Consider the following 24,764-nt stretch of genomic DNA (forward strand, 5'->3'; position numbering starts at 1 on the left):
GAGAACGCACGCTGTAACGCCGAGAGGGCGCTATCCGCGCTGCCGCGCCCACCCCCCTCTCAGCGAGGCCAACAGCGCTTCGCCCGGCCAGGATGGGCGGCTATCGGCCCGCTCCGCCTCGTGCACCCATTGGCATAGCAGCGCATTGACCGGCGCGGCCTGTCCCAGGCTGAGCGCGAGGCGCACGACCTCGCCGTTGATCCAATCGATCTCGGTGGCGCGCCCCGCGGCAAGGTCATCGGACATCGACGAACGCGCCAACGGGTCGATCTGCAGCATGGCGCGGCCCAGCCACGCGAACACCGCGTCGGGCAAGCCGAGAACGGACGGAATCCAAGCGGCGGGCAGCGGCGTCATTCTGGCGGGACGGATGCCGGCTTGCTTGAGCAGCGCCAGCGCCTCTTGCTGCGCCAGCCCCAAGCAGCGACGGTAGGCGCGTTGCGACAGTTCTTGTTTCAGGGGAAGATCCGCCAGCGCATTGATGGCGTTGTTGAGGTTAAGCAGCAGCTTGGCCCACTGCACTGGCAACATATCGGCGTATTGCCGCAGCGGCAGCGCGGCTTTCATGAACATGTCGACAAATGGTCGCATCGCCGGCGCCTGTTGGACCGCCAATATCCCCGCAGAGCCTTGATGAAATGCGCCCGGGCCGCGTTCGATGACATTGAATGGCACCATCCCCGCCAGCACGATATTGCCAGGCAAGGCGGCACGCAGCGCGTCGGCGTTGCCCAGGCCATTTTGAAAGCTGACGACGATCGTTCCGGGACGCAACACTGCCGCCAGCTCGGCCGCTACCGTCTCGGTCGCGGCGGACTTGACGGTGACCAGCACCAGATCCGCCGCCGCGGCCAGATCGGCCGCGGTCGACACTTCGACGCGCGCAGGCGCCACCTGCCAGCGCCGGCCATCGTAATGCGAAAGCGTCAGGCCATGCGCGCGAAGACGGTCCGCCATTCGCGCGCGGCCGACAAAACCAACGTCGCAGCCGCTGGCAAGCAGCCGGCCGCCAAGATAGCAACCAACCAGCCCCGCGCCATAGACACAGATTTTTGCCATAGCTCCCTCACGAGAGAACGACGGGACGCGATGATTTATCGACGAGACGTGGACGCCCGGTTCGGGCCTCGCCCTTCAATGAAGCGGAAAGTGATGCGCCCTTTCGTGATGTCATAGGGCGACAATTCCAGCGTTACCTTATCACCGGCAAGAATACGGATGTGATGCTGGCGCATTTTCCCTGCCGTGTAGGCAACGAGTTGATGCCCATTTTCAAGCGTCACGCGAAAACGGGCGTCGGGCAGGACTTCGTCAACCGTGCCCTGCATTTCGAGGTGTTCTTCCTTGGCCAAGTTCACTCTCCATGAAACCAAATAAAAAGCCCGGACCATCGGCCGGGCTAGGGATGAACAGACCGCGTCAAAACGGCCTGTCGCACTGCTTACTCTACGCGGATGTTGGACGCTTGGTCGCCCTTCGGGCCCTTGGTCACATCGAAGGTCACGCGTTGATTTTCTTGCAGCGACTTGAAGCCGTTGCCTTGAATGGCGGAGAAGTGAGCGAACAGATCGTTGCCGCCGTCATCCGGGGTGATGAAACCAAAACCCTTGGCGTCGTTAAACCACTTAACGGTACCAGTTGCCATATCTTGAATCTCCAAAGAAAAATAAAGGTGGGAATATCCCAGAGCAGTCTTTAGTTAGACACCGACTCTGCGAAGCTCAAGACAGCGAGGTAATGAAGGGTGAAACAACCAGGAAGACCGGGTGACGCCAGACAAAACTGAACATTGCTTGATGATCGCGCGCCTATCATGCGCGCATACCTCGGTTTTGGCAAATTTTTTATTCACCTGGCGTTGTTGCGCCTCTATCGCTTCGTCTACATCGCGCCACAGATCAGGCCTTTCCTATCGCAAAACCAGACCAAGTCCAACGGGCATCCACGCCTATGTTGTCGCGTGCGGCACATGTTTGTTAGAGGCCCTCGCGCGCAGGAAGGATGTCAGGGGTAGCACGTTCATCGGGCGAATCAAGCAAGCCTTTCTTGTAGATCAAACTCTTGACCCCACCGATTGAAGCAACCGCCATCGGCACAAATCCAAACGATTCGTAGAGCTTTTGCGCCGCGTATTGTTTAACGGACGTGTCCAACACCACCGCCTCCCCGCCGCGTTCACATGCAACAGACAAAAGACGACGTAATAATTCCGCGGCAATCCCACAACGTCGATACTCGGCGGCCACCCGCATTCGCTTGATTTCGAATTGCCTGCCATCGATATATCTCAGCGCCCCCATCCCCACCACTTTGCCGGCGGGATCAACGGCCAATAAATAAACGCCGCCCTTCGCAAAATAATTTGCCTCGACGTCATCTAGATCCGCATCGAGGCCAGGCTCTAAAGAGAAGCTGCCGGATTCCATCAATCCCGCAACGTGCAGTGCCTTGATTTGATCAATGTATGTATTCACAGCAGGGATAATGTTAAATCTTCCGTCCACCATCGCCGCCCCCTCGCTTAGCCACGTCGGAGTTTATAGATAAGGCGTGATATTTTTCAGCGCCTGCTCGACATACGCATCTTTTTCCCCGACCGGGGCGACGTAATGCAGCGCGCTCGCCGCCGCGTCGACACCCTCCCGCTTCGCCATCACCCACGCGGCCAGATAGACCGAGGACAGACAGCCACCAGCCGTCGCCAGATTGTCGCGGGCGTAGAACGGCTGGTTGAGCACCTCGACGCCGGCCTCCTGCACCCAGGGCTTGGTGGTCAAGTCGGTACAGGCGGGCATCGCCGACAGCAAACCCAACTTGGCCAGGATCAAGGTGCCGGAGCACTGCGCGCCGAGCAGTTGGCGGCTGGGGTCCAGTTGCAGTTGCCGCATTAATACGGGGTTGGCGGCAACGTCGCGCGTCTGTATGCCGCTGCCGACAATGACCGCATCGGCATGGCACGCCTCGGTGAGCAGCGACTGCGCCTCCACGGTCACACCGTTCATCGAAGTCACCCTTAGGGACCCTCTGAACAAGTTATTTACCGCTGCGGCGGCCCCTGGCGGGATGGGATGCGCGGCGTGGGGCGTAGTGGATGGTCATTCCATCCACAAGCCGCGCAACAAAGCAGACCGACCGCCAGGCGCCGCCCCCAAGGGTTTGGCCAACAACAGGCCGCCTGACGGCGTTGCGCTCCTTGGCATCGCAGAATGACTGCGACCAGCGTCGCGCGCCTTGCATCCGGTCTGTTGTTGACCAAACGCAGTGGCAGATAACTTGTTCAGAGGGTCCTTAGCTCCGGACAGCAAATCGACACGCGCCAATCGGGCTTTTTGATGCGGTTGAGAAGACTCAAGGCGATGAACGAATCCAGCTCGTTAAATCCTTGAAACGTCAGAATCGCGATATCCATCCAGACCCTTTCGATTAACCGATTGCATGCGTTTATCCAGCCGCTACGCCCATTGCGCCCTCTGTATCACCACGCGATAACCGTCGTGGTCTGCGAAGGTCCGCCCTTTCACTTGCCAATACGGATTGAACGGCGAGGTTTCCACGAATCCCGCCTGCAGTAATGCCGCACATTGCTGCTGCCACGCCATTTCGTCAGGGACGTAGAAAACCAGCAGATCCTCAGGCGTCGGCGCGGGTTTTACCGGATGGCTGCGACAATAGGTGAACTCAAAGTGATAGTTCTCGCCAGGACGGCCCAGCATGATGCCGTCGAAGCCCGCATGGTCCTCGAACCGGCCCAGCTCGATGAAGCCGAGCGCCGTCGTGTACATGGCCGCGGATTTCGCCAGCGCGCTGACTGGGCGGGCAATGCGGATTTTGGTCTGCATCGTGAGGCGGTGCTTTCAAGCGTCAAATAATGCATTCATCATATCAGAATCGGGTCGTTCATACAGTCACCACAGGCCGTTAACCGGTTCTTCAGCCGCGGCGCGGCGAAATCGAGAAAAGCGCGCAACTTCAGCGGCAAAATACCCTGCCCGGTGTGTACCAAACTGACGGGCCACGGCGCGGGTTCAAACGGCGCAAGCACGATGTCGAGATCGCCAGCCTGCAGTGCATTCGCCATTTGGTAAGACAACACGCGCGTGAAACCCACCCCGGCCACCGCGGCGTCGACCGCCGCTTCCGCCGTACTGACGGCCAGCCGCGAACGCACAGGCACCGAGATTTCCGACTTGCCCGACAAGAAACGCCAATCATGCCGCGAGGTCATCTGTTCGAACGTCACACAGGCCTCGGCGGAGAGGTCTTGCGGATGCATCGGCACGCCGTGCGCGGCCAAATAGGCCGGACTGGCGCACACCACCCGGCGCACGGCGCCCACGCGCGTGGCGATGAAACTGCTGTCTGGCAGCTCGCCGATCCGCAAGGCGATGTCCACATGCTCTTCCAGCAACGACACCACGCGGTCGGTCAATATCATGCGCACGTCGATGTCCGGATAGGTTTTAAGGAAATCCGCCACCACGGGCAACACGTGCAGACGGCCGAACACCATCGGCGCGGTAAGAACCAGCTCTCCCTTGGGCGCGGCATACTCCCCCGCCGCGGCGCGCTCCGCCTCGCCAAGTTCCTCCAAAATACGCCTGCAGGCGACGACATACGATTGACCAGCCTCTGTCAGCGAGAGTTGGCGCGTCGAACGGTGCAGCAACCGCGTTTTGAGGTGCGCCTCCAGGTCGCCGATCTTGCGGCTGACCGTAGCCAACGGCATGTTGCGTAGGCGCGCCGCCGCGGAAAAACTGCCCGCCTCCACCACAGCCAGCAGCAACGACATCGATTCGAATCGATCGACCATATTCTCACCAATTGGAATGATGATTATCAATTAAGGGTAATTATCTTAAATGATGGGAATAAATACAATTTGGCCAATGATTTTGGAGAATGCATGATGTCGATCGTCTCAACCGCCCCGGCGCCCACTGAGCGCAAAACCGCTTCCATCAGGAACCTGCCCGTCAACCTGTTCGCCTCGGTCATTGGCCTTGCCGGGCTTTCCATTGCCTGGCGCCAAGCCAGCCACGAGTTTGGGGTGAGTCCGATAGTCGCCAACGGGGCTGGCCTGCTGGCCTTCGCCGCTTTCTTCGCACTGAGCGCGGGCTATCTGATGAAGTGGGTCAAACATCCCGATGCCGTCATGGGCGAATACCAGCACCCCATCGTTGGCAATTTCTTTGGCACGATTTTTATCGGCATGCTGCTGTTGTCCGCGGTGGCGGCCCCGGTCAGCGCGCCGCTGGCCGAGATCATCTGGACCATCGCCAGCTTGGCGACGTTGACACTGTGCTTCGCGATTTCGAGCCGTTTGCTGCGAGGCCAAATCGACGTTACCCACGTCGCTCCGGCCTGGTTCATTCCCGGGGTGGCTACCTTGGATATCGCCGTGACCGGCGGCGACATGCCCATGGCGTGGGCACATGAGGTCAATCTATTCGCGTTGGCGATTGGGACGGTCATTGCGCTGTTATTCTTTACCATGATCATGGCGCGCATCATTCACCATGCGCCGTTGCCTAGCGGCATGGTGCCGTCGCTGCTGATCCTGATGGCGCCGTTTGAAGTGGGCTTTCTCGCCTATGGCAGCCTATTGCACCGTATCGACACCTTCTCCGCCATGCTGTTCTACTTCGGCCTGTTCATCTTTCTGACGCTAGCACCAAAGGTGTTTCGCGGCGGCATACCGTTCACCACCAGTTGGTGGTCGATCAGCTTTCCGATGGCGGTGCTGGCCATTGCCGCGCTGAAGTATTCGATGTTCGTTCAAGCTTGGCCGATGAAGGCGATCGCCGCCATCCTGCTTGCCTTGCTCAGCCTGGCGATTGCCGTGCTCTTGGTCAGGACGCTGCGTCATCTCGCCACGGGCAAGCTGCTGGCCGGTTAGCAGTATGAGAGAGGAATCGATGCCACCGTTGGCTGACGTGATCGCACCGGATTTGGCCGTCGTGTTCTGCGGCATCAACCCCGGCTTGAAAGCCGCGGCCAGTGGCCACCACTTTGCCGGCCAGGGCAACCGCTTCTGGCCGGTGCTGCATCGCGCGGGCTTTACCCCTCGACGTCTACAGCCGGAAAACGACAACGACCTACTCGCCTACCGTTGCGGGCTCACCACGGCGGTAGCCCGGCCGACGGCTCGCGCCGACCAACTCCACCAACAGGAATTTCTTGCGGCGGCAACGACGTTGCGACAGAAAATCGAGCACTATCGCCCGCGCTATCTCGCCTTCTTAGGGAAGAGCGCGTATGCCACGCTGTCGGGACAGCGGCAGCTGGCGTGGGGTCATCAGAACGCCCTGTTCGGCGGCGCGCGCGTATGGCTGCTGCCCAACCCGAGCGGCTTGAACCGCTCGTTTCGCCTCGACGATCTGGTTGCGGCGTATCGCGCGCTCTATCTGGAAATCGCGGAAAACTCGCTCAACACATAAGCGCCCAGGCCCCGGGGGCAAAGCCCCCGGCCTCCAGGTTAACGCCTTACGCGGCGGTTAAGATCATGCATCCCGCCACCCGCCGGGTACGCACGGTGTCTGGCAAATACATCCAAGAACGCTCCGAATCGACGCGCAGCGACGACCACGGCAAACGTCGGGGTCGGTGCGGAAGGCATCCGCACAAGTCTTGTAGCGTGCATTCGCCGCAGGCAATGCACGTCTTAAGCGAGTCCTAAAGCCGTGCGTTACTTCGCGAACGCACGCTACCCAACCGCGAAATGTGTTCAGAGGGTCCTTAGAGTTCTTTGCCACGAGAACACTCCGTCCATTCGCTACGAGGCACGGCTGCACATCGACACCAGCGCGCGAATCAGCCCGCCGATCATACCGAGGCCAATCAACAACCCGCCGGTAGGCAGCAACACAAACGGCTCGCGCAGAATCCCCTGTTCATCGATTTCCGATCCGATGGCGGCAAAGGCCAGCCAGCAAGCCAGCCCCGCGACCATGAACCCCGCGCAAGTTGCCCAATAGCGGCGGCGCTTTGCTTCTTTGACCGCCATCAGGATGGTCAAAACCAGCGCCGCCAGCGCAACGGTCAGAGTGATCAGTGGCATCATCATGCGCTCCTGTTCTGGCTGTTCACCGGAAGTTAGAGCCGCATGCCGATTGTTCCGTTCTTATTCCTGACCGGCCGCGCCGCCAATCACTTCAGCAAAACCGACCCCAACGGCGTCTGCAAGCGCTCGGCAAACGCCGCCTGGAAGGTGGCCAGCGTTTCCGGGCTCGCGCCCACCGCGCCATAGAACGCCAGCGGCTGGTTGTATTTCATGCCGACGTAGTAGGCGCTGGCCTTCATCGGCGTCAGCACCTCGTCCATCGAGCTGCGGATCAACCCTTGTTCACTGTAGGTCAACGCATTGGCGCCGGCCGTGACCACCACCTGCATCTCCTTGTCCTTCAGCGCCGTACCATTCGGACCGAAACTCCAGCCGTAAGACCACACCTGATTCAAGTAGGCCTTAAGCATCGGGGTGAGATTGAACCAGTGGATCGGAAACAGATAGACGATGCGGTCAGCGGCTTCGTGCGCCTTTTGTTCCGCGGCGATATCGAAGCGAGCCAGATCGTTTTGATACAGCGTCTCCAGGTGGCGCACGGTCACGTCGGCGGTCTGTTCGGCGATCTGCTGCAGCGACTTGATCGCGACCGATTGTTCCGGGTACGGATGAGAAACGATAACCAGGGTCTGCATGTTGAATTCTTTCTGAATCGTGGGATGTATCAGCTGCGGGTTCACAGCGCGACGCCTTCGAGCAGGAAGGCGATGCATTCCGCCGCCGCCAGGCGATAACCGATGATTGCTTGATAATCGGGCGAGTCGTACCAGGCGCGGGCGTCCGCCATGCTGTCAAAGCGCACGATGAAAATCTTGCCTTGCGGCGCGGCGCCTTCACGGGACTCCACCGCTCCGCCGGCCACAACGACGGTGCCGCGATAAGCCTGCAGGGTACCGTGCACCCGTTGCTGATAGGGTTTCATCCCTTCGACATCGTTGATGGTGGCTTGAAAGACAAAATAGGCAGGTTGGCTCATGGCGCTCTCCTTAGAGGGGTGACTGAGCCAGGATTATCGCCATTGACACAATCAACTATAAGTAGGTATATGGTTGATTAATTATTAACTTTAAGTTGATTTGTGAGCGCCATGGACTTATCGCAACGCACGCGGGCCATTCTCTCTTTTGTACAGACGACCGAGGCCGGCAGCTTTGCCGGCGCCGCGCGCGGTCTGGGGATCAGCACCGCCGCGGTAAGCAAGAATGTGGCCGGCCTGGAAAAAGCGCTGGGAGTGCGCCTGATCAACCGTACCACCCGCCAGCTAAAACTGACCGAAGAGGGCCAAGCGTTTCTCAAACAAGCCCGCATCGCGCTGGATGCGCTCGACGCCGCTGTCGACGCGGTGGCGGCCAAGCGCGTCGAGATCAGCGGTCAAGTGCGCATCTCCACCAGCGCGGGGTTCGGCCGTGATCACTTAATGCCGGCTCTACCCAGGCTCATGGCGCGCTACCCGGCGCTCTCGGTCGAAATCGATTTTGACGACCGGCTGATCGACCTGGTGGGAGACGGTTACGACTTGGCGCTTCGCGGCGGACAGATTGCCGACTCCGCGTTGGTGGCCCGCCCGGTATGCCATTTGAGCATGGTGCTGGTCGCTTCGCCCGACTATCTGGCGCGGCATGGGGTGCCGCGCGCGCCGCAAGACCTGCAGACGCACCGGTTGATCGTGCGGCGTTTTCTCGGCGGCAAAGCGGCGCCGTGGCATTTCCGATGGGACGACGGCGCGATCTCCACGCTGGATCTATCCACCGCGAGCGTTTCCCTGTCCGCGCCGGAGACGCTGACGCAGGCGGCGTGCATGGGCATGGGGGTGGCGCAGGTGGGCGTACATCACGCCTGGGCGCATTTGAAGGCCGGCCGCTTGAAAACGGTGTTGCTGGGGATGCACGATCCGGGAGGCTACGAGATGGTCATCCAATACCCGCACCGCGCGCTGGTGGCCCCTCGCGTCAAAGCCACCATCGACTATCTGCTCGACGTCTTTGCCCGCGACGAAGCCCTGCATGTGCCACTGGCGAGCTTGCAGGCTTTTGCCGCGGAATAGACCTAGCGCCCCTCTGCCATGGCGATCGGCAGTGCGGTGCGGGTGCCGATAAACACCATCGGCACCGCGAGGGCATAGAGAAAAAAGCACCCGCCGTCGGGTGCTCATAGTGACATCAAACGTCAATGCACTCCCACAGGAAACCAGACCTTACCATCGTCGATCGATTTCCAGAAGGCGCCTTGATTACTGACCGCGTAGACCGTCGTGCCGGTCGGCGCGTAGAACATCTGCGCAAGCGGATCATCGAAAGCCTGCCCTTCCAACCACGTTTTACCACCGTCCTCGGTGCGGAACACCGAGAACTTGGCAAAAAAAGGCCCTCCTCGGAAAGTCAGTCCATGCAGGGCATCACGCATGATCGGCAAGGCAAGAAAATGAGTTCCGTCCGGACTTTGCCAGGTCTGCCCCAGATCGCGGCTTTCAAAGGTTTGCATAGCGATCGTGGCAACGCATTTGCAACGTGCGACCCCGTCACCACCGAAAGCAGCGACGAATATATCTCCTGGGTACTTGCGCATCGCGGTCGCACCCGTTTTCAGGTCCAACACGGCCAAGTCGTCTGCCGGCAGCGCCACCAACAATTGATCACCGAACATCCCACTCGCGGGCCCAACGCCTTTGGGACCCAGCAGCGAATAGTGCAGCGTATAGCGTGCTAGCTGCTGCCAATGGTCGCTACCTTCTCCCGCAGAAAACACCATCACATCTAGATTTTGCCGCAGGGTAACAATGATTCTGTCGTGCCATTGGAACAAACCGAAGATTTGGCCAAAAGGCAGATTGCCGCGTTGCGAATGCCACGACAGTCCATTGTCGTCCGACTGCATCAGCGTGGAAAATTCGCCGCCAGCCAGCCAGTGTCCCTTGGCTGTGATCAGCGTGTTATCTAAAGAAACGTGCTCGCCCAAGTAAGCCTGCACTCGTTCGCCATTGGTGGTCACATGGGACACATTGCCAAACCGAGTGCCATAAATGAAACTGCCATCGCTGGCAAAAGCAGGCGAGTAAACGCCGGCAAGAAGCATGTGCGGATCTTCATCGCGGCCAAGGGGGGGATGCAGCGGGTCCCAGGACAAGGTTTGCCCGTGTAATTGCGTCACCATTTCCGGTACCGTGCTTGACGCGATTTCACGGTTGTTGCCGGTATGGGAGTGCTGAATGTAACGATGCAGCTCGTTATCCATCCCTCTTTCCAACGAAAACGACAGTAACCCCAGATCGGTCATCTGCCGCGGCTTAATATCGAACTCGCCAAACTGCTCGTTCAGAATTTTGCTCTCCATGGCATTCGCAAAATGATCGATGCGATAGTGCCCGGCGGGCAATGTCCCCACAAAGACCAGTGAATTCGAGCTTGCCTCGTTGGAAAAATCAATCTGATAGTATCCCAACGCGTTTTCATTCATATTGCGCACCACCATGGATCCATGCTTGCCATAAACGTCATCAAATACGTAGGCGGTACGCACGACCACGGCACCATCATCCGGCTTTTCAAATTGGGAGGAACGCTTAAAGGGGTCGTTGGCACAGGCAGTCAGCAATGCCAGCAGGGCGATGGAAAGACAGGTTTTGAACATGGGGAAGCCAAACAGATCCAAAACAAATATATTAATTGTTTAAATATATTTCGTCACCATCCGTCACAAAAAGAAAACATATGACCGCCAGGTACGGTCCGTCCACCCAAAGCACGGGCCTCAAGGCAGACATGACGAAAACGCCTCCCGCCAGCTCAGCCCATCACCCGATCGGCGATAGCGGCCTGAAGCGCGGCTTCGGCGTGCAACACGGCGGTGTCGAAGAGAGGAATGTCGCAGCTTTGCTGATCGACCAATAAGGGAATTTCCGTGCAGCCCAGAACAATGCCTTCTGCGCCACTGCCAATGAGCTGTTGAATCACGCTGAGATATTTGGCTTTGGATGCGGTAAGGAACGTTCCTCTTACCAACTCGTTCACGATAATACTGTGAACGAGTTCTTGTTCTTCAATACAGGGAACAAGCGCGCTGATACCGTGCCGGGCCAGGTAGTCGCGATAGAAGTGCTCACCCATGGTGAATTGGGTGCCGAGCACGCCCACCTTGGATAAGCCCGCCTTTTTAATCTCGGCGATCGTCGCGTCGAGAATATGCAAAAGCGGAAGGCGGGTGCCTTGCTGCACTTGGTAAAAGACCTTGTGCATAGTATTGGTGGCAATCAAACCGATATCCGCCCCCGCCTGCAGCAATTTGTTGGCGATATCGATCATTTCCGCCGCGATCAGATCCCAGCGGTTGATCGCGCGCCACTGATGGTATTTTTCCAGGTTAACGCTGTAGATGATGATTTCCGGGTAGCCATCGCTGCCGAACTGCCGCACAAACGAACGGGTCATGTGCAGGTAGTAACTCGCCGTCGACTCCGGGCTCAAGCCACCGATGATCCCGATCTTTTTAAACCCCATTCTCTACACCCATTTGACTGAAGCGAGAGATCATTCTACGCCAAACATCGCCCCCGCTTCGGCGCGGACGATATCGATGAAACGGCGCAGCCGCGCCGGGTAAAAGCGGGCGTAGGGATAGACCAGATTGACCGGCAATGGTGCGGCTTGCCACGCCGGGGTCAACTGTATCAGTTGCCCGCTCTTGAGCGCCTCGGTCATGACCCAGCGCGAGCCCAAACCGACGCCCAGGCCTTGGATGGCGGCGCTGCGCAGCGCGTAGAGGCTGTCCGTGCTGAAGCGCGGCTTGATCGGAATGCGCTTGCGCTTGTGGCTGGTGGCATGCGTCAACAGCACTTCATTGCGATAGAAAGTGCGCAGCGCGAGCCACGGCAAGTCGATCAGCTCGGCCGCGTCTTGCGGCACGGGCCGCCCCGCCAGCAGTTCCGGCGAGGCCACGACGATGCGCGGCACCTGCCCGAGCGGAATCGCCACCATCCCCGGATCGGTCAATTCGCCCACTTGAATGGCACAGTCGATGCCGGCGGCAATGTAATCTTGAATAGCACGGTCATCGTGTAGCAGCCACTCCACCGCCATGCCGGCATGCTGTTGCAAGTAGCGGGACAGCGGGCCAATCAACCGCTCCTGGCCAAACGCGTGCGGCACGATCACTCGCAGGATACCCTCCGGTTCCTCGCGCGCGCCCTTCAATTCCGACTCGAAGCGCGCCCAGCCCGCCAGCAATTCCTTGGCGCGCTCGTAGCAACGCTCGCCGTCGTGCGTCAAACGCATGGTATGGGTGGTGCGTTGGAGCAAACGCAAACCGAGCGCGCGTTCCAGCATTTGCAGCCGGCGGCTGACGGTGGGCTGGGTAGTGCCTAGTTGCGAAGCGGCGGCGGAGAGGCTGCCGGCTTCGACAATACGCAAAAACGTCAGCATCAGCTCGATGCGTTCGCCGGTGCCGGGCAACAAGGGCAGCGTCGCGTTGAGGGAAGGTTCCAGGGGGGCATCATCGGTCATCAAGATCGGCTCGGCTTTACTTATACGCTACATGTATAACAAATCTACATTTCATTCGTCTACACATACGCTTTGCGAACAGCCATCATGCAGCCATCACCAACATGCCTAGAGGTTGATCATGGCCACTACCGATATCTTGCCGGCGAACACCGCGCCGGCTACCCACCCAGCGACCGCACAGGGGCTGTCGCGCGCGCTGATTTTATTGCTGGCCATCGGCGCCGGCCTGTCCGTTGCCTGCTTGTACTACAGCCAGCCGATGCTCGGCGTGCTGGCAAGCGATATCGGCGCCTCCGATCGCGCCGTCGGTTTGATCCCCACCCTCAACCAGCTGGGCTACGCGCTGGGCATTCTGCTGCTGGCGCCGCTGGGCGACCGCCACGACCGGCGCAACATCATGCTGGTCAAGGCGGTGCTGCTGATCGCCGCCCTGGTGCTGGCGGGCCTCTCCCACTCGCTCGCCGCGCTGTTGCCGGCCTCGCTGATCATCGGGCTGATGGCGACATTGGCGCAGGACATCGTGCCGGCGGCCGCGGCGCTCGCGCCGGAAGCGCAGCGCGGCAAGGTGGTGGGCACCATCATGACGGGACTGCTCACCGGCATTCTGCTCTCGCGCGTGGTCAGCGGCTTGGTCGCCGAGCAATTCGGCTGGCGGGCGATGTTTTTCATCGCCGCCGCCACCATTCTGTTGATCGGCGCGGCGATTCGGCGCTTCCTGCCCCACGTGCGGCCGACGACCACGCTGCCCTATCACGCCTTGCTCGCCTCGCTGTGGACGCTGTGGCGGCAGCATGATGCGCTGCGCCGCGCCGCGATCGCTCAGGGCTTGCTGTCGTTGGGTTTCAGCGCCTTCTGGTCGACATTGGCCATCATGCTGCACGCTGCGCCTTTCCATCTGGGCAGCGCCGTGGCGGGCGGCTTTGGCCTCGCAGGCGCCGCCGGGGCGCTGGCCGCGCCACTGGCCGGCCATCTGGCTGACCGCCGCGGGCCGGAAGTGGTCACGCGTTTCGGCGCGGGCCTTGCCACCGTGGCCTTCGTACTGCTGAGCGTGGCCACGGCCTGGCCCATGCAAGCGCAACTGATCATGCTCGGCGTCGGCGCGGTGCTGTTCGACCTGGGCGTGCAAGCCAGCCTGATCGCGCACCAATCGGTGATCTATCGGATCGATCCCGCCGCGCGCAGCCGGCTCAACGCCGTACTGTTCGTCGGCATGTTCATCGGCATGGCGGCGGGCTCGGTGATCGGCAGCGCCTTGCTGGCGAGCCACGGCTGGATCGGCGTGACAACACTCGCGGCGGCCGCGTCGCTGGGAGCGCTGGCGGTTCGCTGTTGGAAAGGCGCAAAGGCATGATTAGCGCGTTGCACCCCGCGTCATTTGATTTTTCCGTTACGCTCCACCATTATGACCATAGTGTACGACCATAGTCGGAGTAGTTATGGAAACCATCGTTGGCGCGGGGGAGTTCAAAACCCACTGCCTAAAGCTGCTGGACGAGGTAGCCGCCACCAGGGCTCCCCTCGTCATCACCAAGCATGGCAAGGCGGTAGCCAAGCTGGTGCCCATGCCTGAGAAAATCGACTTGTTCGGTGCACTCAAAGGCACCGTCTTGCATCAAGAGGACATCATTTCCCCACTGGAAAATGAATGGGAGGCCGCGCTTTGAATGGCCTGCTGATGGATACTCACGTCCTGGTTTGGCTGCTCAACGGTGAAGATAGGCTATCCGCTAAAACCATCGAATCGATCACGCACGCGGCCGAGCACGATATGCTCTATGTTTCCGCCATCAGTGTTTGGGAGATTGCCATGTTGGTTAGCAAGGGACGGCTATCCTTGGACCGAGATGTGGGAGAGTGGATACAGCAAGCGCTCTCTCAGCCGGGGATCCACTTGGCATCACTGACGCCTGATATTTCGGTGGCGAGCACACGTCTTCCTTGGGAATGTCATCCCGATCCAGCCGATCGAATCATCGTGGCAACCGCGCGCCATCTTGGCGTGACGCTGGTCACCGAGGATTTGTTGCTGCTGGGCTATGCGACGCACGGGCACTTTCAGGCAAGACAAGCTAGCCGCTGAGCAGCGTCACGTTCTTCGTGTAGCGTGCACCGAGGCCGTGCGTTGCTTCGCGAATGCACGCTACCCAAAGCGCAGGCTCACTGGGGCAAACACCCCAAACCGCGCAGCGTCGCCTCCACCGCCTCATCCAGCGGCGTCAGCCATTCCCGCCCCTGCACCGCGCATAGCTTGCTGTTGTCGAGCCGCACCGGCCGGCGCCACAAGTAACGCATCTCCATCATTTCGCGCAGCGTGGTGTTAAACGGCGCGATCAGCCGGATCAGCCACCAAGGGAAAGCGGTCACCTTGGCATCGGTGCCGTGGCGTTGCAGCACCCGGCGGATCGTCTGCGCCATCAGCGTACCATCCTCGTCCCAATGCCCCCCTAGGTGAAAGGTAGCGAAAGCCGGCAAGGATTCACGCCTGACCAACAGCGCAACGATATTGCGCGCCACATCCGGCAAATAGGCCCATTGATGCCCCACGCCCGCTTTCGCCGGGTTTTGGATACGCTTGATCGTCTTGCCCGGCGTAATCAGCCCCTGTGAGAACCAGTTGTTGCCCGCCTTGGGGCCAAAAAAGTCGCCGGCGCGCACGATCAGCACCTTGCCGCCGTCGGCGGCGTAAGCATGCAAGCGCGCCTCCATCTCCGCCCGGATCGCGCCTTTCCGCGTGACGGGGTGCTGCGGCGCGGTTTCCGTCAGCAGCGGAAAAGCATCCGGCCCATAGTTGTAGACCGTGCCCGGCAACACGATGGTCGCGCCAGCCAGCCGCGCCGCGGCGATGGTGTTGTCGATCATCGGCAGCACCAGCTCGGCCCAGCGTCGATACCCCGGCGGGTTGACGGCATGCACGATCACTTCGCACCCCTGGGCCGCCCACGCCACATCCTCCGCGCGCATGGCGTCGCCCCTGACCCAGGTGATGCCGTCGCGATGCTGCGTCGGCTGCTCCAGGCGGCGCACCATGCCTTGCACCATCCAGCCGGCATCATGCAACTGCCGCGTCAGCTCACCGCCGATACCGCCAGCCGCCCCCACCACCAATACCTTCGGCTTCGTCTCCATGGCCCTACCCTTTCGTTGATATGAATGACCTCATCATAGAGAGAGAACCAACAATACAAAATTGACTAAAAAGGCAGACTGTCCATACATTTATGCATGGACACCTCGATCGACTGGCAACTCTACCGTTCTTTTCTCGCCGTACTGCGCGAAGGCTCACTCTCCGCCGCCGCGCGCGCGCTCGGCCTGGCCCAGCCCACCCTTGGGCGCCATATCGATACGCTTGAGACCACCCTTGGCATTTCCCTCTTCACCCGCTCTCAGGGTGGACTGATGCCGACGGATGCGGCCGATGCGTTGCGCCCCTATGCCGAGGCCATGGCCAGCCAGGCTGCGGCGCTGGAACGCATGGCATCCCGCCAAGGCGATGCGCCGCATGGCGTGGTGCGGGTGACGGCGAGCGAAGTCATTGGCGTAGAGGTGTTGCCGCCCATACTGGCCTTGCTGCGCCGCCGCTACCCCGCCATCACGATCGAACTGGTGCTGAGCAACCGCATGCAAGACTTGTTGCAACGCGAGGCGGATATCGCCGTGCGCATGCTGCAGCCGCAACAGGCACAATTGATCGCCCGTCCCGTCGGCACCATCGCCATCGGGCTGCACGCCGCGCCGGACTATCTCGCCGAATATGGCGAACCCGGTACCGTGGCCGCGTTGGAGAGCCATCGCTTGATCGGCTTCGACCAGCCCAGCGCCTTCGTGCGCGAAGCCGCTAAGCGGATGCCGGCCCTGTCGCGCGAACGTTTTGGCATGCGCAGCGATAGCGATTTGGCGCAACTGGCGCTGCTGCGGGCCGGCGCCGGCATCGGCTTCTGCCAGCTGCAGCTGGCACAGCGCTACGGCCTGCGGCGGGTACTACCCGAGCAGTACGCGCTCGCCATGGATACCTGGATCGCCATGCACGAAGACTTGCGCCATAACCCCGCCTGCAAGGCGGTGTTCGACGGGCTGGTGGAGGGAATGCTGCGCTACGCGGGACATCAGGCGATGCGCTAGGGTCTGTCTTCAGGTATTCGGCGCAATGCCGCGCGTTGCGCGGCGATTGCACCCTACGTAACTGGACTCACATTCGCGTAGGGCGCACTCGCCGAAGGCAGTGCGCCGCCATCTTATGACGACACGACCTAGGCAAACAAAAAGCGCCGACATCGAGCCGGCGCTTTGTCATGGCTAAAACCGGCGAGCTTAGGCCATGCCCTTCGACTTCAAGAGTTCCAGCATGGTGCTGCCGATTTCCGCCGGGCTGCGGGTGTAGGCCATGCCGGCCTTCTCGAAGGCGCGGAACTTCTCTTCGGCCGTGCCCTTGCCGCCGGAGATGATGGCGCCTGCGTGACCCATGCGCTTGCCCTTGGGGGCGGTCACGCCGGCGATGTAGCCGACTACCGGCTTCTTCACCTCGGACTGGATGAACTCGGCCGCTTCTTCCTCGGCGGTGCCGCCGATTTCACCGATCATGACGATGGCCTCGGTTTCCGGATCGTTCTGGAACAGCTTCAAGGCGCCTACATGGTTCAGGCCCGGGATCGGGTCGCCGCCGATGCCGATGCACGTGGTCTGGCCGAGGCCGAGCTTGGTGGTTTGCGCCACGGCTTCGTAGGTCAGCGTGCCGGAACGCGAGATGATGCCGATCTTGCCGCGACGGTGGATGTGACCCGGCATGATGCCGATCTTGCATTCGCCCGGGGTGATGATGCCGGGGCAGTTCGGGCCGATCAGGGTCACGCCGCCGACGGTTTCGATGTAGCGTTTGGCCTTGAGCATGTCCAGCGTCGGCACGCCCTCGGTGATGCAAACGATCAGCTCGATGCCGGCATCGACCGCTTCGACGATCGAGTCGAGCACGAACGGCGCCGGCACGAAGATGACCGAGGCGTTGGCGCCGGTGTTCTTGACCGCTTCGTTCATGGTGTTGAACACCGGGCGGCTCAAATGGGTCGCGCCGCCCTTGCCCGGGGTGACGCCGCCAACGATCTTGGTGCCGTAGGCCATGCACTGTTCGGCATGGAAGGTACCGTTTTTGCCGGTAAAGCCTTGTACCAGCACCTTGGTATCTTTATTGACAAGTACGCTCATTCTTCAATCCTTTGTGTGCTGGGTTAGGCCTTGACGGCGGCCACGATCTTGGCGGCGGCGTCGGCCAGGCCATCGGCCGGCGTCAGCTTCAGACCCGACTCGGACAACAGCTTCGCGCCCAGCTCGGCGTTGTTGCCTTCCAGGCGAACCACGACCGGCACGGTGACATGCACTTCCTTGACCGCGGCGATGATAGCCTCGGCGATCATGTCGCAGCGGACGATGCCGCCGAAGATGTTGATCAGCACGCCCTCGACCGACGGGTCGGCCAGGATCAGCTTGAAGGCTTCGATCACGCGCTCCTTGGTGGCGCCGCCGCCGACGTCGAGGAAGTTGGCCGGTTGGCCGCCGTAGAGCTTGATGATGTCCATCGTGGCCATCGCCAGACCGGCGCCGTTGACCATGCAGCCGATGTTGCCTTCCAACGCCACGTAGTTCAGGTCGAATTCGGAGGCCTTCAGTTCGCGTTCGTTCTCTTGGCTCTTGTCGCGCTGGCAGGCCAGATCCGCATGACGGTAGAGCGCATTGCTGTCGATGCCGATCTTGGCGTCGACGCAAGCCAGTTCACCGCTGGCGCGCACCGCCAGCGGGTTGATTTCGAACAGGGCGAAGTCGTTTTCCACGAAGGCTTGATAAGCGCCGAGCATCAACTTGGTGAAGGCGCCGATCTGCTCGCCTTTGAGGTTGAGCGCGAAGGCCACTTCACGCGCCTGACACGGCTGCATGCCCACAAGCGGATCGACCGTCACCTTGAGGATTTTCTCGGGCGTTTCTTCGGCGACCTTTTCGATTTCCACGCCGCCTTCGGTCGATGCCATGAAGGTGACGCGGCGGCTGCCGCGGTCAACCACGGCGCCGAGGTACAGCTCGCGCTCCACCGGATACATGTCTTCGCACACCAGCACCGAATTGACCGGTTGGCCGAGCGCGTCGGTCTGGTAGGTCACGAGCCGGGTGCCCAGCAGGGATTTGGTCACTTCCGCGGCTTCTTCGCGGCTCTTGACCACTTTCACGCCCCCGGCCTTGCCGCGGCCGCCGGCATGCACCTGCGCCTTGATCACGGCGAATTTGCCGCCGAGCTTGTCGAACGCGGCAGCGGCCTCTTCGGGCGACGCCGCCAGCACGCCCTGCTGCACCGGCAGACCGTATTTGGCCAACAGCGCTTTGGCTTGGTATTCGTGGAGATTCATCTATGGTTTCCTTTTCATTGAGACGGCGGCTGACGCCGCCGCGCCCGATGGTGGCTGATTTGCAGCTTCTTTCCGGGCGGGGGTCGCCCGCCCGGCGTTTCCTTGACGGCGGCTAGCCGTGCAGCGCGCGCTTGTCGCACGCCAGCGCCGCTTCGTGCACCGCCTCGGACAAGCTCGGGTGCGCATGCACGATGCGGGCGATGTCTTCGCTCGCGGCCTTGAACTCCAGCGACAGCACGCCTTCGGTGATCAGCTCGGACGCCATCGGTCCGATCACGTGCATGCCGAGGATGCGGTCGGTCTCGGCATCGGCCAGAATCTTGACCGTGCCTTGCGCCTGACCCATGCCAAGCGCGCGGCCATTGGGCGCGAACGGCGCGGTGCCCTTCTTGTAGGCCACCCCTTCCTTCTTGAGCTGATCTTCGGTCTTGCCGACCCAGGCGATTTCCGGCGAGGTGTAGATCACCCACGGAATCGAACCGAAGTCGACGTGCGGCTTCTGACCGGCGATACGCTCAGCCACGGCCACGCCCTCTTCCATCGCCTTGTGCGCCAGCATCGGCCCGCGCACCACGTCGCCGATCGCCCAGACGTTGGGCAGATTGGTATGGCAGCTGTCGTCGACGACGACGAAGCCGCGCTCGTCCATCTGCAGGTTCACCGCCTCGCCGCCAAGGCCGTCGGTGTTCGGCACGCGGCCGACGGCGACGATCAGCTTGTCCACGGTCAGGGTCTCCGCCTTGCCGTCCTTTTCGTATTCCAGCGTCACGGTCTTGCCGACCTTGACGCTGCCGATCTTGACGCCGGTATGGATGGTCAGCCCGGTGTCCTTGGTCAGCGTGCGCAGCGCCTCGCGCGCGATTTGGCTGTCGGCGGCGCCGAGGAAGGTCGGCAGCGCTTCCAGAATGGTCACCTGGCTGCCCACGCGGGCCCAGACCGAGCCCATTTCAAGGCCGATGACGCCGGCGCCGATCACGCCTAGGCGTTTGGGCGTGCTGGTCATCGCCAGCGCGCCGGTGTTGTCCAGCACGGTTTGGTTGTCGATCTCGACACCCGGCAGCGGACGCGGACGCGAACCGGTGGCGATGATCACGTGGCTCGCGGACACGGTGTCCACCACCTTGCCGCCGTCGCGCACTTCGATCTGCCATTTTTCGTTGTCGCGGCCCTTCAGACTACCCAAGCCATGCAGGCTCGTCACCTTGTTCTTTTTGAACAGGAAAGCCACGCCGGAAGTCAGCTTCTGCACGATGCCGTCTTTGCGCGCGATCATTTGCGCCGCATCGAAGCTCGGGCTCTTCACGTTGATACCATGTTCGGCGAAGCTGTGCTTGACCGCGTGGAAGTGTTCGGAGGATTGCAACAGCGCCTTGGACGGGATGCAGCCCACGTTCAAGCAGGTGCCGCCCAGCGCGGGCTGGCCGTCCGAACCTTTGAAGGCATCGATACACGCGGTCTTGAAACCGAGTTGCGCGGCGCGGATGGCGGCGATGTAACCGCCGGGGCCGGCGCCGATCACTACGACATCAAATTCCTGACTCATCACTTTTCCTTGAGGGCGAAACGCAAATCTTGAGGCATGGCCCGGCGAGAGGGATCTCCCCTCGCCGGGCCATGCCGCCGGTCCGAATTACAGGTCGAGAATCAGACGGGCGGGGTCTTCCAGCAAGTCCTTGATGGTCACCAGCGTCAGCACGGCTTCGCGGCCGTCGATGATGCGGTGGTCGTAGGACAGCGCCAGATACATCATCGGCCGCACCACCACCTGACCGTTCTCGACCACCGCGCGCTCCTTGGTGGCGTGCATGCCGAGAATCGCCGATTGCGGCGGATTGATGATCGGCGTCGACATCATCGAGCCGAAGGTGCCGCCGTTGGTGACGGAGAAGGTGCCGCCGGTCAACTCTTCCAGCGACAGCTTACCGTCCTTGGCCTTGACGGCAAAATCGGCGATCTGGCGTTCGATTTCGGCGATCGACATTTGGTCGGCATTGCGCAAAATCGGCACCACCAAACCGCGCGGACTGCCGACGGCGATGCCGATGTCGAAGTAGCCGTGATAGATGATGTCGTTGCCGTCGACCGAGGCGTTGACCACCGGGTACTTCTTCAGCGCCGCCACCGCCGCCTTGACGAAGAACGACATGAAGCCGAGCTTGATGCCGTGCTCCTTCTCGAACTTCTCCTTGTACTTGTTGCGCAGATCCATCACCGGCTTCATGTTGACTTCGTTGAAGGTGGTCAGGATCGCGTTGGTCTGCTGCGACATGATCAAGCGTTCGGCCACGCGCTGGCGCAAGCGCGACATCGGCACGCGCTGTTCGGGGCGGTCGGCCAGAAGGCTTGCGACATTGACCGCGGGCGGGGTCGAGGCAAGCGCCGCGCCGCCGGCCGGGCTGCTTACCGCCAGCACCGGGCCCGCTTGCGCCGGGGCCACCGCCGGCGCGGTCTTGGCCGCGGCCTGCACGTCTTCCTTCAGGATACGGCCGTCGCGGCCACTGCCCGAAACTTTGCTCAAGTCGACGCCGGCCTCGGCGGCAAGCTTGGCGGCCGACGGCATCGCGGCGCCGCCCGGGGCGGCTGCTGCGGCAGCCGGTGCCGGCGCTGCGGCGGGCGCCGCCGGGGCGGAAGCCGACACGCTGCCCGCGGCAGCCTCGGTATCGATCTGCGCCAGCAGTTGACCGGATACCACCGTGGCGCCGTCGGCCTCGACGATCTTGACGATCACACCGGCCTGGGGCGCCGGCAGCTCCAGCACCACCTTATCGGTTTCCAGGTCGATCAGATTCTCGTCACGGTTGACGGCTTCCCCCACCTTCTTGTGCCAGGTCATGAGCGTGGCTTCGGAAACAGACTCCGGCAACTGCGGGACTTTGACTTCGATCAGCATCTTCTTCTCCGTTTCGCGGGGCACGAACCCCGCGGGTTATTCTTGTCCGGTGCCTTACTTGGCAAGGGTCATGGCCTCATCGATGAAGGCCTTGAGCTGCGCGACGTGCTTGCTCATATAGCCCACGGCCGGCGAGGCGGACGACGGCCGACCGGCGAACGCCAGCGATTGCTTGCCGATCAGGAGCCCCTCCAGACGGTGGCGGATCTGGTACCACGCGCCTTGGTTGCGCGGCTCTTCCTGCACCCACAGCACTTCGCGCGCCGCCGTGTAGCGGGCGAGCTCGGCGGCCACCTGCTCGGTCGGGAACGGGTAGAGCTGCTCGATGCGCACGATGGCGATGTCCTTCTCCAGGCCGCGGTCGCGGCGGGCGTTGAACAGGTCGTAGTACACCTGACCGGCGCACAACAACACGCGCTTGACCTTCTTGGCATCCGGCACCGTGCTGTCGCCGATCACCGGACGGAAGCCGCCGGACGTCAGCGATTCGATCGGGCTCATCGCGTCCTTGTAGCGCAGCAGGCGCTTGGACAGGAAGATGATCAACGGCTTGCGGTACGGGCGCAGCACTTGGCGGCGCAGCAGGTGGAACATCTGGCCGGCCTCGGACGGCATGATCACCTGGATGTTGTGCTCGGCGCACAGCTGCAGCCAGCGTTCCACGCGGGCGGACGAGTGTTCCGGCCCCTGACCGTCGTAGCCGTGCGGCAGAATCAAGCCCAGACCGCACAGGCGGCCCCACTTGGTTTCGCCCGAGGAAATGAACTGGTCGATGGCGACTTGGGCGCCGTTGGCGAAGTCGCCGAACTGGGCTTCCCAGATCACCAAGTCGTTCGGCGACGAGCAGGCATAGCCGTATTCGTAGGCCAGCACCGCTTCTTCGTTGAGGATGGAGTCGATCACCAGGAAATTGCCCTGGTTGTCGGCCATGTTGCGCAGCGGCACGTAGACGCCCTGGTCCCAGCGCTCGCGGTTCTGGTCATGCATCACGGCGTGGCGATGGGCGAAAGTGCCGCGGCCGGAGTCCTCGCCCGACAAGCGCACGGCGTAGCCGTTGGTCACCAGCGACGCGTAGGCCAGCGTTTCCGCCATGCCCCAGTCGACGTCCTGCTTGCCCTCGGCCATCGCGCGGCGGGCGTTGATCACCTTTTCCACCGTCGGATGCAGCTTGAAGCCCTCCGGCATCGTGGTGAACTTCTCCGCGAGACGCTGCAAGTCCGCCAGCGGCAACGAGGTGTCGGTCGGGTGCGCCCAGTGGGTGCCGATGAAGCTGCTCCAGTCGTTGGCGTGTTCGCGCTTGTAGTTGGACAGCACCGTCTGCTCGACGTGTTCACCCTTATCGAGCGCGTCGCGGTAGGCGGTGATCAGGCGATCGGCCTCGTCCTTGCCGATCACGCCCTCGGCCGCCAGGCGGTTGGCGTAGACCGCGCGCACGCCCTCGTGCTTGGCGATCCGCTTGTACATCATCGGCTGGGTCAGGAACGGATCGTCGCCCTCGTTATGGCCGAGCTTGCGATAGCAGACCATATCGATGACCACGTCCTTGTGGAACGCCATGCGGTAATCGAGCGCGAGCTGGGTGACGTAGCAAACCGCTTCCGGATCGTCGCCGTTGACGTGGAAGATCGGCGCCTCGACCATCTTGGCCACGTCGGTACAGTACAGCGTCGAACGCACGTCGCGCGTGTCCGAAGTGGTGAAACCCACTTGGTTGTTGATCACCAGGTGGATCGTGCCGCCGGTGCCGTAGCCGCGCGTCTGCGACAGGTTGAACGTGCCTTGGTTGACGCCGAGACCCGAGAAGGCCGAGTCGCCGTGGATCAGAATCGGCACGACCTGGTTGCGCTCGGTGTCGTTGCGGTGCTCCTGGCGGGAGCGTACCGAACCTTCGACCACCGGGTTGACGATTTCCAGGTGCGACGGGTTGAACGCCAGCGATACGTGCATCGGGCCCGACGGCGTCGGAATGTCGCTGGAGAAGCCCATGTGGTATTTGACGTCGCCCGAGGCCAGGTCGGTGGTCTTCTTGCCTTCGAATTCGGCGAACAGATCGCGCGGCAGCTTGCCGAGCGTGTTGACCAGCACGTTCAAGCGGCCGCGGTGGGCCATGCCGATGATCAGCTCTTGCGTGCCGTGCTGGCCGGCATTCTGAATCAGGTGGTCGAGCGCGGCGATTGCGCTCTCGCCGCCTTCGAGCGAGAAGCGCTTTTGGCCGACGTATTTGGTGTGCAGATAACGCTCCAGCGTTTCCGCGGCGGTGATCTGCTTGAGGATGCGCGTCTTGCGCGCGACATCGAAGCGCGGCGTCGACAGATCGGCCTCGAAGCGGTTCTGCAGCCAATGCTTCTCCGACGACTCGGTCAGATGCATGTACTCGAAACCGATGTTACCGCAGTAGGTCTGCTTCAGCCGCGCCAGAATCTCCGACAAAGGCAGGCGCTGCGGGCCGACCAGCGAGCCGACGTTGAACTGTACCGCCATGTCGGCGTCGCCCAAGCCGTGACTGGCCAGGTCGAGTTCCGGCACCGCGTGCTGGTCCATGCGCATCAGCGGATCCAGATTGGCCTGACGTGCCCCCAACACGCGATAGGCCGAGATCAGCTTGAGCACGCCGACCTGTTTCTGCATCGATTCCCATTCGGCGACGGCGCTTCTGCCCTTTGAGCCAGTTGGCTGTTTCGCCAATTGGATGAACGATTCCTGAATGGGAAGGTGCGGTACGTCGCGCTCGCTGGCGCCGGGCGCCTGCGCGAGCTTGTCGAAGTAGGCGCGCCACTCTACATCGATAGCGTTCGGATCGGTCAGATACTGTTCGTACAGTTCCTCGATGAACGGTGCATTCCCACCGAACAGGTAGGAATGACTGTACATGCTTTGCATCATGGTTCGGCCCTTTGTCTTGTCTTGGTGCAGCGTGGTAAAAGCGT

General features: G+C 61.5%; 27 protein-coding genes. 7 read left to right on the plus strand and 20 right to left on the minus strand.

The genetic code is table 11. The annotated features are described in order from the left end of the window. Positions 1-30 precede the first annotated feature (30 nt). From JOZ06_RS16345 to JOZ06_RS16380, 8 genes are all read right to left on the minus strand, one after another. Positions 31-1,059 (minus strand): 2-dehydropantoate 2-reductase, encoded by a 1,029-nt coding sequence (locus JOZ06_RS16345; RefSeq protein WP_293234342.1) that lies wholly within the window; start codon positions 1,057-1,059, stop codon positions 31-33. A gap of 35 nt (positions 1,060-1,094) precedes the next feature. Further along, on the minus strand, positions 1,095-1,352 hold the full coding sequence (gene infA / locus JOZ06_RS16350) for a translation initiation factor IF-1 (protein ID WP_293234344.1): 258 nt from the start codon (positions 1,350-1,352) through the stop codon (positions 1,095-1,097). 89 nt (positions 1,353-1,441) lie between these two features. Beyond that, positions 1,442-1,645 (minus strand): cold-shock protein, encoded by a 204-nt coding sequence (locus JOZ06_RS16355; RefSeq protein ID WP_293234346.1) that lies wholly within the window; start codon positions 1,643-1,645, stop codon positions 1,442-1,444. Positions 1,646-1,976: 331 nt separating this feature from the next. Then, entirely contained in the window at positions 1,977-2,507 is a 531-nt protein-coding gene (locus JOZ06_RS16360) for a GNAT family N-acetyltransferase (protein WP_293234348.1), read from the minus strand. Between the two features lie 30 nt (positions 2,508-2,537). Beyond that, positions 2,538-3,002: an AraC family transcriptional regulator gene (locus tag JOZ06_RS16365; RefSeq protein WP_293234350.1), complete on the minus strand. Its 465-nt coding sequence runs from the start codon at positions 3,000-3,002 to the stop codon at positions 2,538-2,540. A gap of 275 nt (positions 3,003-3,277) precedes the next feature. Next, positions 3,278-3,409, minus strand: a complete 132-nt coding sequence (locus JOZ06_RS16370) for a hypothetical protein (protein ID WP_293234352.1) — start codon at positions 3,407-3,409, stop codon at positions 3,278-3,280. Between the two features lie 43 nt (positions 3,410-3,452). Further along, positions 3,453-3,839 (minus strand): VOC family protein, encoded by a 387-nt coding sequence (locus tag JOZ06_RS16375; protein WP_293234354.1) that lies wholly within the window; start codon positions 3,837-3,839, stop codon positions 3,453-3,455. 38 nt (positions 3,840-3,877) lie between these two features. Beyond that, positions 3,878-4,810, minus strand: coding sequence for a LysR family transcriptional regulator (locus tag JOZ06_RS16380; RefSeq protein ID WP_293234356.1), 933 nt, complete (start codon positions 4,808-4,810; stop codon positions 3,878-3,880). Between the two features lie 93 nt (positions 4,811-4,903). Between JOZ06_RS16380 and JOZ06_RS16385 the strand changes: the two genes are divergently transcribed. Next, positions 4,904-5,896 carry an SLAC1 anion channel family protein gene (locus JOZ06_RS16385; protein WP_293234358.1) on the plus strand — a complete coding sequence of 331 codons (993 nt, stop codon included), beginning with the start codon at positions 4,904-4,906 and terminating at the stop codon, positions 5,894-5,896. Positions 5,897-5,915: 19 nt separating this feature from the next. Then, positions 5,916-6,437: a G/U mismatch-specific DNA glycosylase gene (mug, locus tag JOZ06_RS16390; RefSeq protein WP_293234360.1), complete on the plus strand. Its 522-nt coding sequence runs from the start codon at positions 5,916-5,918 to the stop codon at positions 6,435-6,437. A 335-nt stretch (positions 6,438-6,772) separates the two neighbouring features. On the opposite strand, the gene JOZ06_RS16395 is transcribed toward mug, so the two are convergent. The 3 genes from JOZ06_RS16395 to JOZ06_RS16405 all read right to left on the minus strand — a co-directional run bounded on the left by JOZ06_RS16395 (position 6,773) and on the right by JOZ06_RS16405 (position 8,036). Next, positions 6,773-7,057, minus strand: coding sequence for a DUF3955 domain-containing protein (locus JOZ06_RS16395; RefSeq protein WP_293234362.1), 285 nt, complete (start codon positions 7,055-7,057; stop codon positions 6,773-6,775). Positions 7,058-7,146: 89 nt separating this feature from the next. After that, on the minus strand, positions 7,147-7,695 hold the full coding sequence (locus tag JOZ06_RS16400; RefSeq protein ID WP_293234364.1) for an NAD(P)H-dependent oxidoreductase: 549 nt from the start codon (positions 7,693-7,695) through the stop codon (positions 7,147-7,149). 41 nt (positions 7,696-7,736) lie between these two features. After that, entirely contained in the window at positions 7,737-8,036 is a 300-nt protein-coding gene (locus JOZ06_RS16405; protein WP_293234366.1) for a DUF1330 domain-containing protein, read from the minus strand. 111 nt (positions 8,037-8,147) lie between these two features. Between JOZ06_RS16405 and JOZ06_RS16410 the strand changes: the two genes are divergently transcribed. Further along, the gene (locus tag JOZ06_RS16410) at positions 8,148-9,104 is read left to right on the plus strand and encodes a LysR family transcriptional regulator (protein WP_293234368.1); all 957 of its coding nucleotides are present in this window, start codon (positions 8,148-8,150) and stop codon (positions 9,102-9,104) included. Between the two features lie 122 nt (positions 9,105-9,226). Here the strand turns inward: JOZ06_RS16410 and JOZ06_RS16415 are convergent, their stop codons facing one another. The 3 genes from JOZ06_RS16415 to JOZ06_RS16425 all read right to left on the minus strand — a co-directional run bounded on the left by JOZ06_RS16415 (position 9,227) and on the right by JOZ06_RS16425 (position 12,555). Beyond that, a complete protein-coding gene (locus JOZ06_RS16415; RefSeq protein WP_293234370.1) occupies positions 9,227-10,687 on the minus strand; it encodes a hypothetical protein in 1,461 nt (486 codons plus the stop codon). 155 nt (positions 10,688-10,842) lie between these two features. Next, positions 10,843-11,553, minus strand: coding sequence for an amino acid racemase (locus JOZ06_RS16420; protein WP_293234372.1), 711 nt, complete (start codon positions 11,551-11,553; stop codon positions 10,843-10,845). Positions 11,554-11,583: 30 nt separating this feature from the next. Next, complete coding sequence (locus JOZ06_RS16425; protein WP_293234374.1) at positions 11,584-12,555, minus strand: LysR family transcriptional regulator; 972 nt, start codon at positions 12,553-12,555, stop codon at positions 11,584-11,586. A gap of 121 nt (positions 12,556-12,676) precedes the next feature. On the opposite strand from JOZ06_RS16425, the gene JOZ06_RS16430 reads away from it, so the two are divergent. From JOZ06_RS16430 to JOZ06_RS16440, 3 genes are all read left to right on the plus strand, one after another. Continuing rightward, on the plus strand, positions 12,677-13,909 hold the full coding sequence (locus JOZ06_RS16430; RefSeq protein ID WP_293234376.1) for an MFS transporter: 1,233 nt from the start codon (positions 12,677-12,679) through the stop codon (positions 13,907-13,909). Positions 13,910-13,994: 85 nt separating this feature from the next. After that, a complete protein-coding gene (locus JOZ06_RS16435) occupies positions 13,995-14,222 on the plus strand; it encodes a type II toxin-antitoxin system Phd/YefM family antitoxin (protein ID WP_293234378.1) in 228 nt (75 codons plus the stop codon). Further along, positions 14,219-14,638, plus strand: a complete 420-nt coding sequence (locus JOZ06_RS16440) for a type II toxin-antitoxin system VapC family toxin (protein WP_293234380.1) — start codon at positions 14,219-14,221, stop codon at positions 14,636-14,638. The genes JOZ06_RS16435 and JOZ06_RS16440 overlap by 4 nt, the downstream gene beginning before the upstream one ends. Positions 14,639-14,715: 77 nt before the next feature. Here the strand turns inward: JOZ06_RS16440 and JOZ06_RS16445 are convergent, their stop codons facing one another. After that, positions 14,716-15,684, minus strand: a complete 969-nt coding sequence (locus tag JOZ06_RS16445; protein WP_293234383.1) for an NAD-dependent epimerase/dehydratase family protein — start codon at positions 15,682-15,684, stop codon at positions 14,716-14,718. 96 nt (positions 15,685-15,780) lie between these two features. Between JOZ06_RS16445 and JOZ06_RS16450 the strand changes: the two genes are divergently transcribed. Continuing rightward, positions 15,781-16,680: a LysR family transcriptional regulator gene (locus tag JOZ06_RS16450; RefSeq protein WP_293234385.1), complete on the plus strand. Its 900-nt coding sequence runs from the start codon at positions 15,781-15,783 to the stop codon at positions 16,678-16,680. A 189-nt stretch (positions 16,681-16,869) separates the two neighbouring features. On the opposite strand, the gene sucD is transcribed toward JOZ06_RS16450, so the two are convergent. From sucD to JOZ06_RS16475, 5 genes are all read right to left on the minus strand, one after another. Beyond that, the gene (gene sucD / locus JOZ06_RS16455) at positions 16,870-17,757 is read right to left on the minus strand and encodes a succinate--CoA ligase subunit alpha (RefSeq protein ID WP_293234387.1); all 888 of its coding nucleotides are present in this window, start codon (positions 17,755-17,757) and stop codon (positions 16,870-16,872) included. Between the two features lie 23 nt (positions 17,758-17,780). Further along, positions 17,781-18,947 carry an ADP-forming succinate--CoA ligase subunit beta gene (gene sucC / locus JOZ06_RS16460; protein WP_293234388.1) on the minus strand — a complete coding sequence of 389 codons (1,167 nt, stop codon included), beginning with the start codon at positions 18,945-18,947 and terminating at the stop codon, positions 17,781-17,783. Between the two features lie 112 nt (positions 18,948-19,059). Continuing rightward, positions 19,060-20,490 (minus strand): dihydrolipoyl dehydrogenase, encoded by a 1,431-nt coding sequence (gene lpdA, locus JOZ06_RS16465; protein WP_293234389.1) that lies wholly within the window; start codon positions 20,488-20,490, stop codon positions 19,060-19,062. Positions 20,491-20,577: 87 nt separating this feature from the next. Beyond that, positions 20,578-21,837, minus strand: coding sequence for a 2-oxoglutarate dehydrogenase complex dihydrolipoyllysine-residue succinyltransferase (gene odhB / locus JOZ06_RS16470; RefSeq protein WP_293234390.1), 1,260 nt, complete (start codon positions 21,835-21,837; stop codon positions 20,578-20,580). Positions 21,838-21,891: 54 nt separating this feature from the next. Further along, complete coding sequence (locus JOZ06_RS16475; protein WP_293234391.1) at positions 21,892-24,720, minus strand: 2-oxoglutarate dehydrogenase E1 component; 2,829 nt, start codon at positions 24,718-24,720, stop codon at positions 21,892-21,894. Positions 24,721-24,764: the final 44 nt, after the last annotated feature.

The organism is Paludibacterium sp. (assembly GCF_019232825.1).
In the GTDB taxonomy this organism is placed as follows: Bacteria; Pseudomonadota; Gammaproteobacteria; order Burkholderiales; family Chromobacteriaceae; genus Paludibacterium.

Bases quoted from the DNA above. Each gene is read 5' to 3' on its own strand.
- JOZ06_RS16385 (WP_293234358.1), top strand. From the start codon at position 4,904: ATGATGTCGATCGTCTCAACCGCCCCGGCGCCCACTGAGCGCAAAACC.
- JOZ06_RS16370 (WP_293234352.1), bottom strand. From the start codon at position 3,409: ATGGATATCGCGATTCTGACGTTTCAAGGATTTAACGAGCTGGATTCG.
- JOZ06_RS16405 (WP_293234366.1), bottom strand. From the start codon at position 8,036: ATGAGCCAACCTGCCTATTTTGTCTTTCAAGCCACCATCAACGATGTC.
- JOZ06_RS16425 (WP_293234374.1), bottom strand. From the start codon at position 12,555: ATGACCGATGATGCCCCCCTGGAACCTTCCCTCAACGCGACGCTGCCC.
- JOZ06_RS16445 (WP_293234383.1), bottom strand. From the start codon at position 15,684: ATGGAGACGAAGCCGAAGGTATTGGTGGTGGGGGCGGCTGGCGGTATC.
- JOZ06_RS16415 (WP_293234370.1), bottom strand. From the start codon at position 10,687: ATGTTCAAAACCTGTCTTTCCATCGCCCTGCTGGCATTGCTGACTGCC.
- JOZ06_RS16420 (WP_293234372.1), bottom strand. From the start codon at position 11,553: ATGGGGTTTAAAAAGATCGGGATCATCGGTGGCTTGAGCCCGGAGTCG.
- JOZ06_RS16375 (WP_293234354.1), bottom strand. From the start codon at position 3,839: ATGCAGACCAAAATCCGCATTGCCCGCCCAGTCAGCGCGCTGGCGAAA.
- JOZ06_RS16430 (WP_293234376.1), top strand. From the start codon at position 12,677: ATGGCCACTACCGATATCTTGCCGGCGAACACCGCGCCGGCTACCCAC.
- JOZ06_RS16435 (WP_293234378.1), top strand. From the start codon at position 13,995: ATGGAAACCATCGTTGGCGCGGGGGAGTTCAAAACCCACTGCCTAAAG.
- sucC (WP_293234388.1), bottom strand. From the start codon at position 18,947: ATGAATCTCCACGAATACCAAGCCAAAGCGCTGTTGGCCAAATACGGT.
- JOZ06_RS16410 (WP_293234368.1), top strand. From the start codon at position 8,148: ATGGACTTATCGCAACGCACGCGGGCCATTCTCTCTTTTGTACAGACG.
- JOZ06_RS16360 (WP_293234348.1), bottom strand. From the start codon at position 2,507: ATGGTGGACGGAAGATTTAACATTATCCCTGCTGTGAATACATACATT.
- sucD (WP_293234387.1), bottom strand. From the start codon at position 17,757: ATGAGCGTACTTGTCAATAAAGATACCAAGGTGCTGGTACAAGGCTTT.
- JOZ06_RS16355 (WP_293234346.1), bottom strand. From the start codon at position 1,645: ATGGCAACTGGTACCGTTAAGTGGTTTAACGACGCCAAGGGTTTTGGT.
- JOZ06_RS16365 (WP_293234350.1), bottom strand. From the start codon at position 3,002: ATGAACGGTGTGACCGTGGAGGCGCAGTCGCTGCTCACCGAGGCGTGC.
- JOZ06_RS16475 (WP_293234391.1), bottom strand. From the start codon at position 24,720: ATGATGCAAAGCATGTACAGTCATTCCTACCTGTTCGGTGGGAATGCA.
- JOZ06_RS16395 (WP_293234362.1), bottom strand. From the start codon at position 7,057: ATGCCACTGATCACTCTGACCGTTGCGCTGGCGGCGCTGGTTTTGACC.
- JOZ06_RS16450 (WP_293234385.1), top strand. From the start codon at position 15,781: ATGGACACCTCGATCGACTGGCAACTCTACCGTTCTTTTCTCGCCGTA.
- JOZ06_RS16380 (WP_293234356.1), bottom strand. From the start codon at position 4,810: ATGGTCGATCGATTCGAATCGATGTCGTTGCTGCTGGCTGTGGTGGAG.
- odhB (WP_293234390.1), bottom strand. From the start codon at position 21,837: ATGCTGATCGAAGTCAAAGTCCCGCAGTTGCCGGAGTCTGTTTCCGAA.
- JOZ06_RS16400 (WP_293234364.1), bottom strand. From the start codon at position 7,695: ATGCAGACCCTGGTTATCGTTTCTCATCCGTACCCGGAACAATCGGTC.
- lpdA (WP_293234389.1), bottom strand. From the start codon at position 20,490: ATGAGTCAGGAATTTGATGTCGTAGTGATCGGCGCCGGCCCCGGCGGT.
- JOZ06_RS16345 (WP_293234342.1), bottom strand. From the start codon at position 1,059: ATGGCAAAAATCTGTGTCTATGGCGCGGGGCTGGTTGGTTGCTATCTT.
- mug (WP_293234360.1), top strand. From the start codon at position 5,916: ATGCCACCGTTGGCTGACGTGATCGCACCGGATTTGGCCGTCGTGTTC.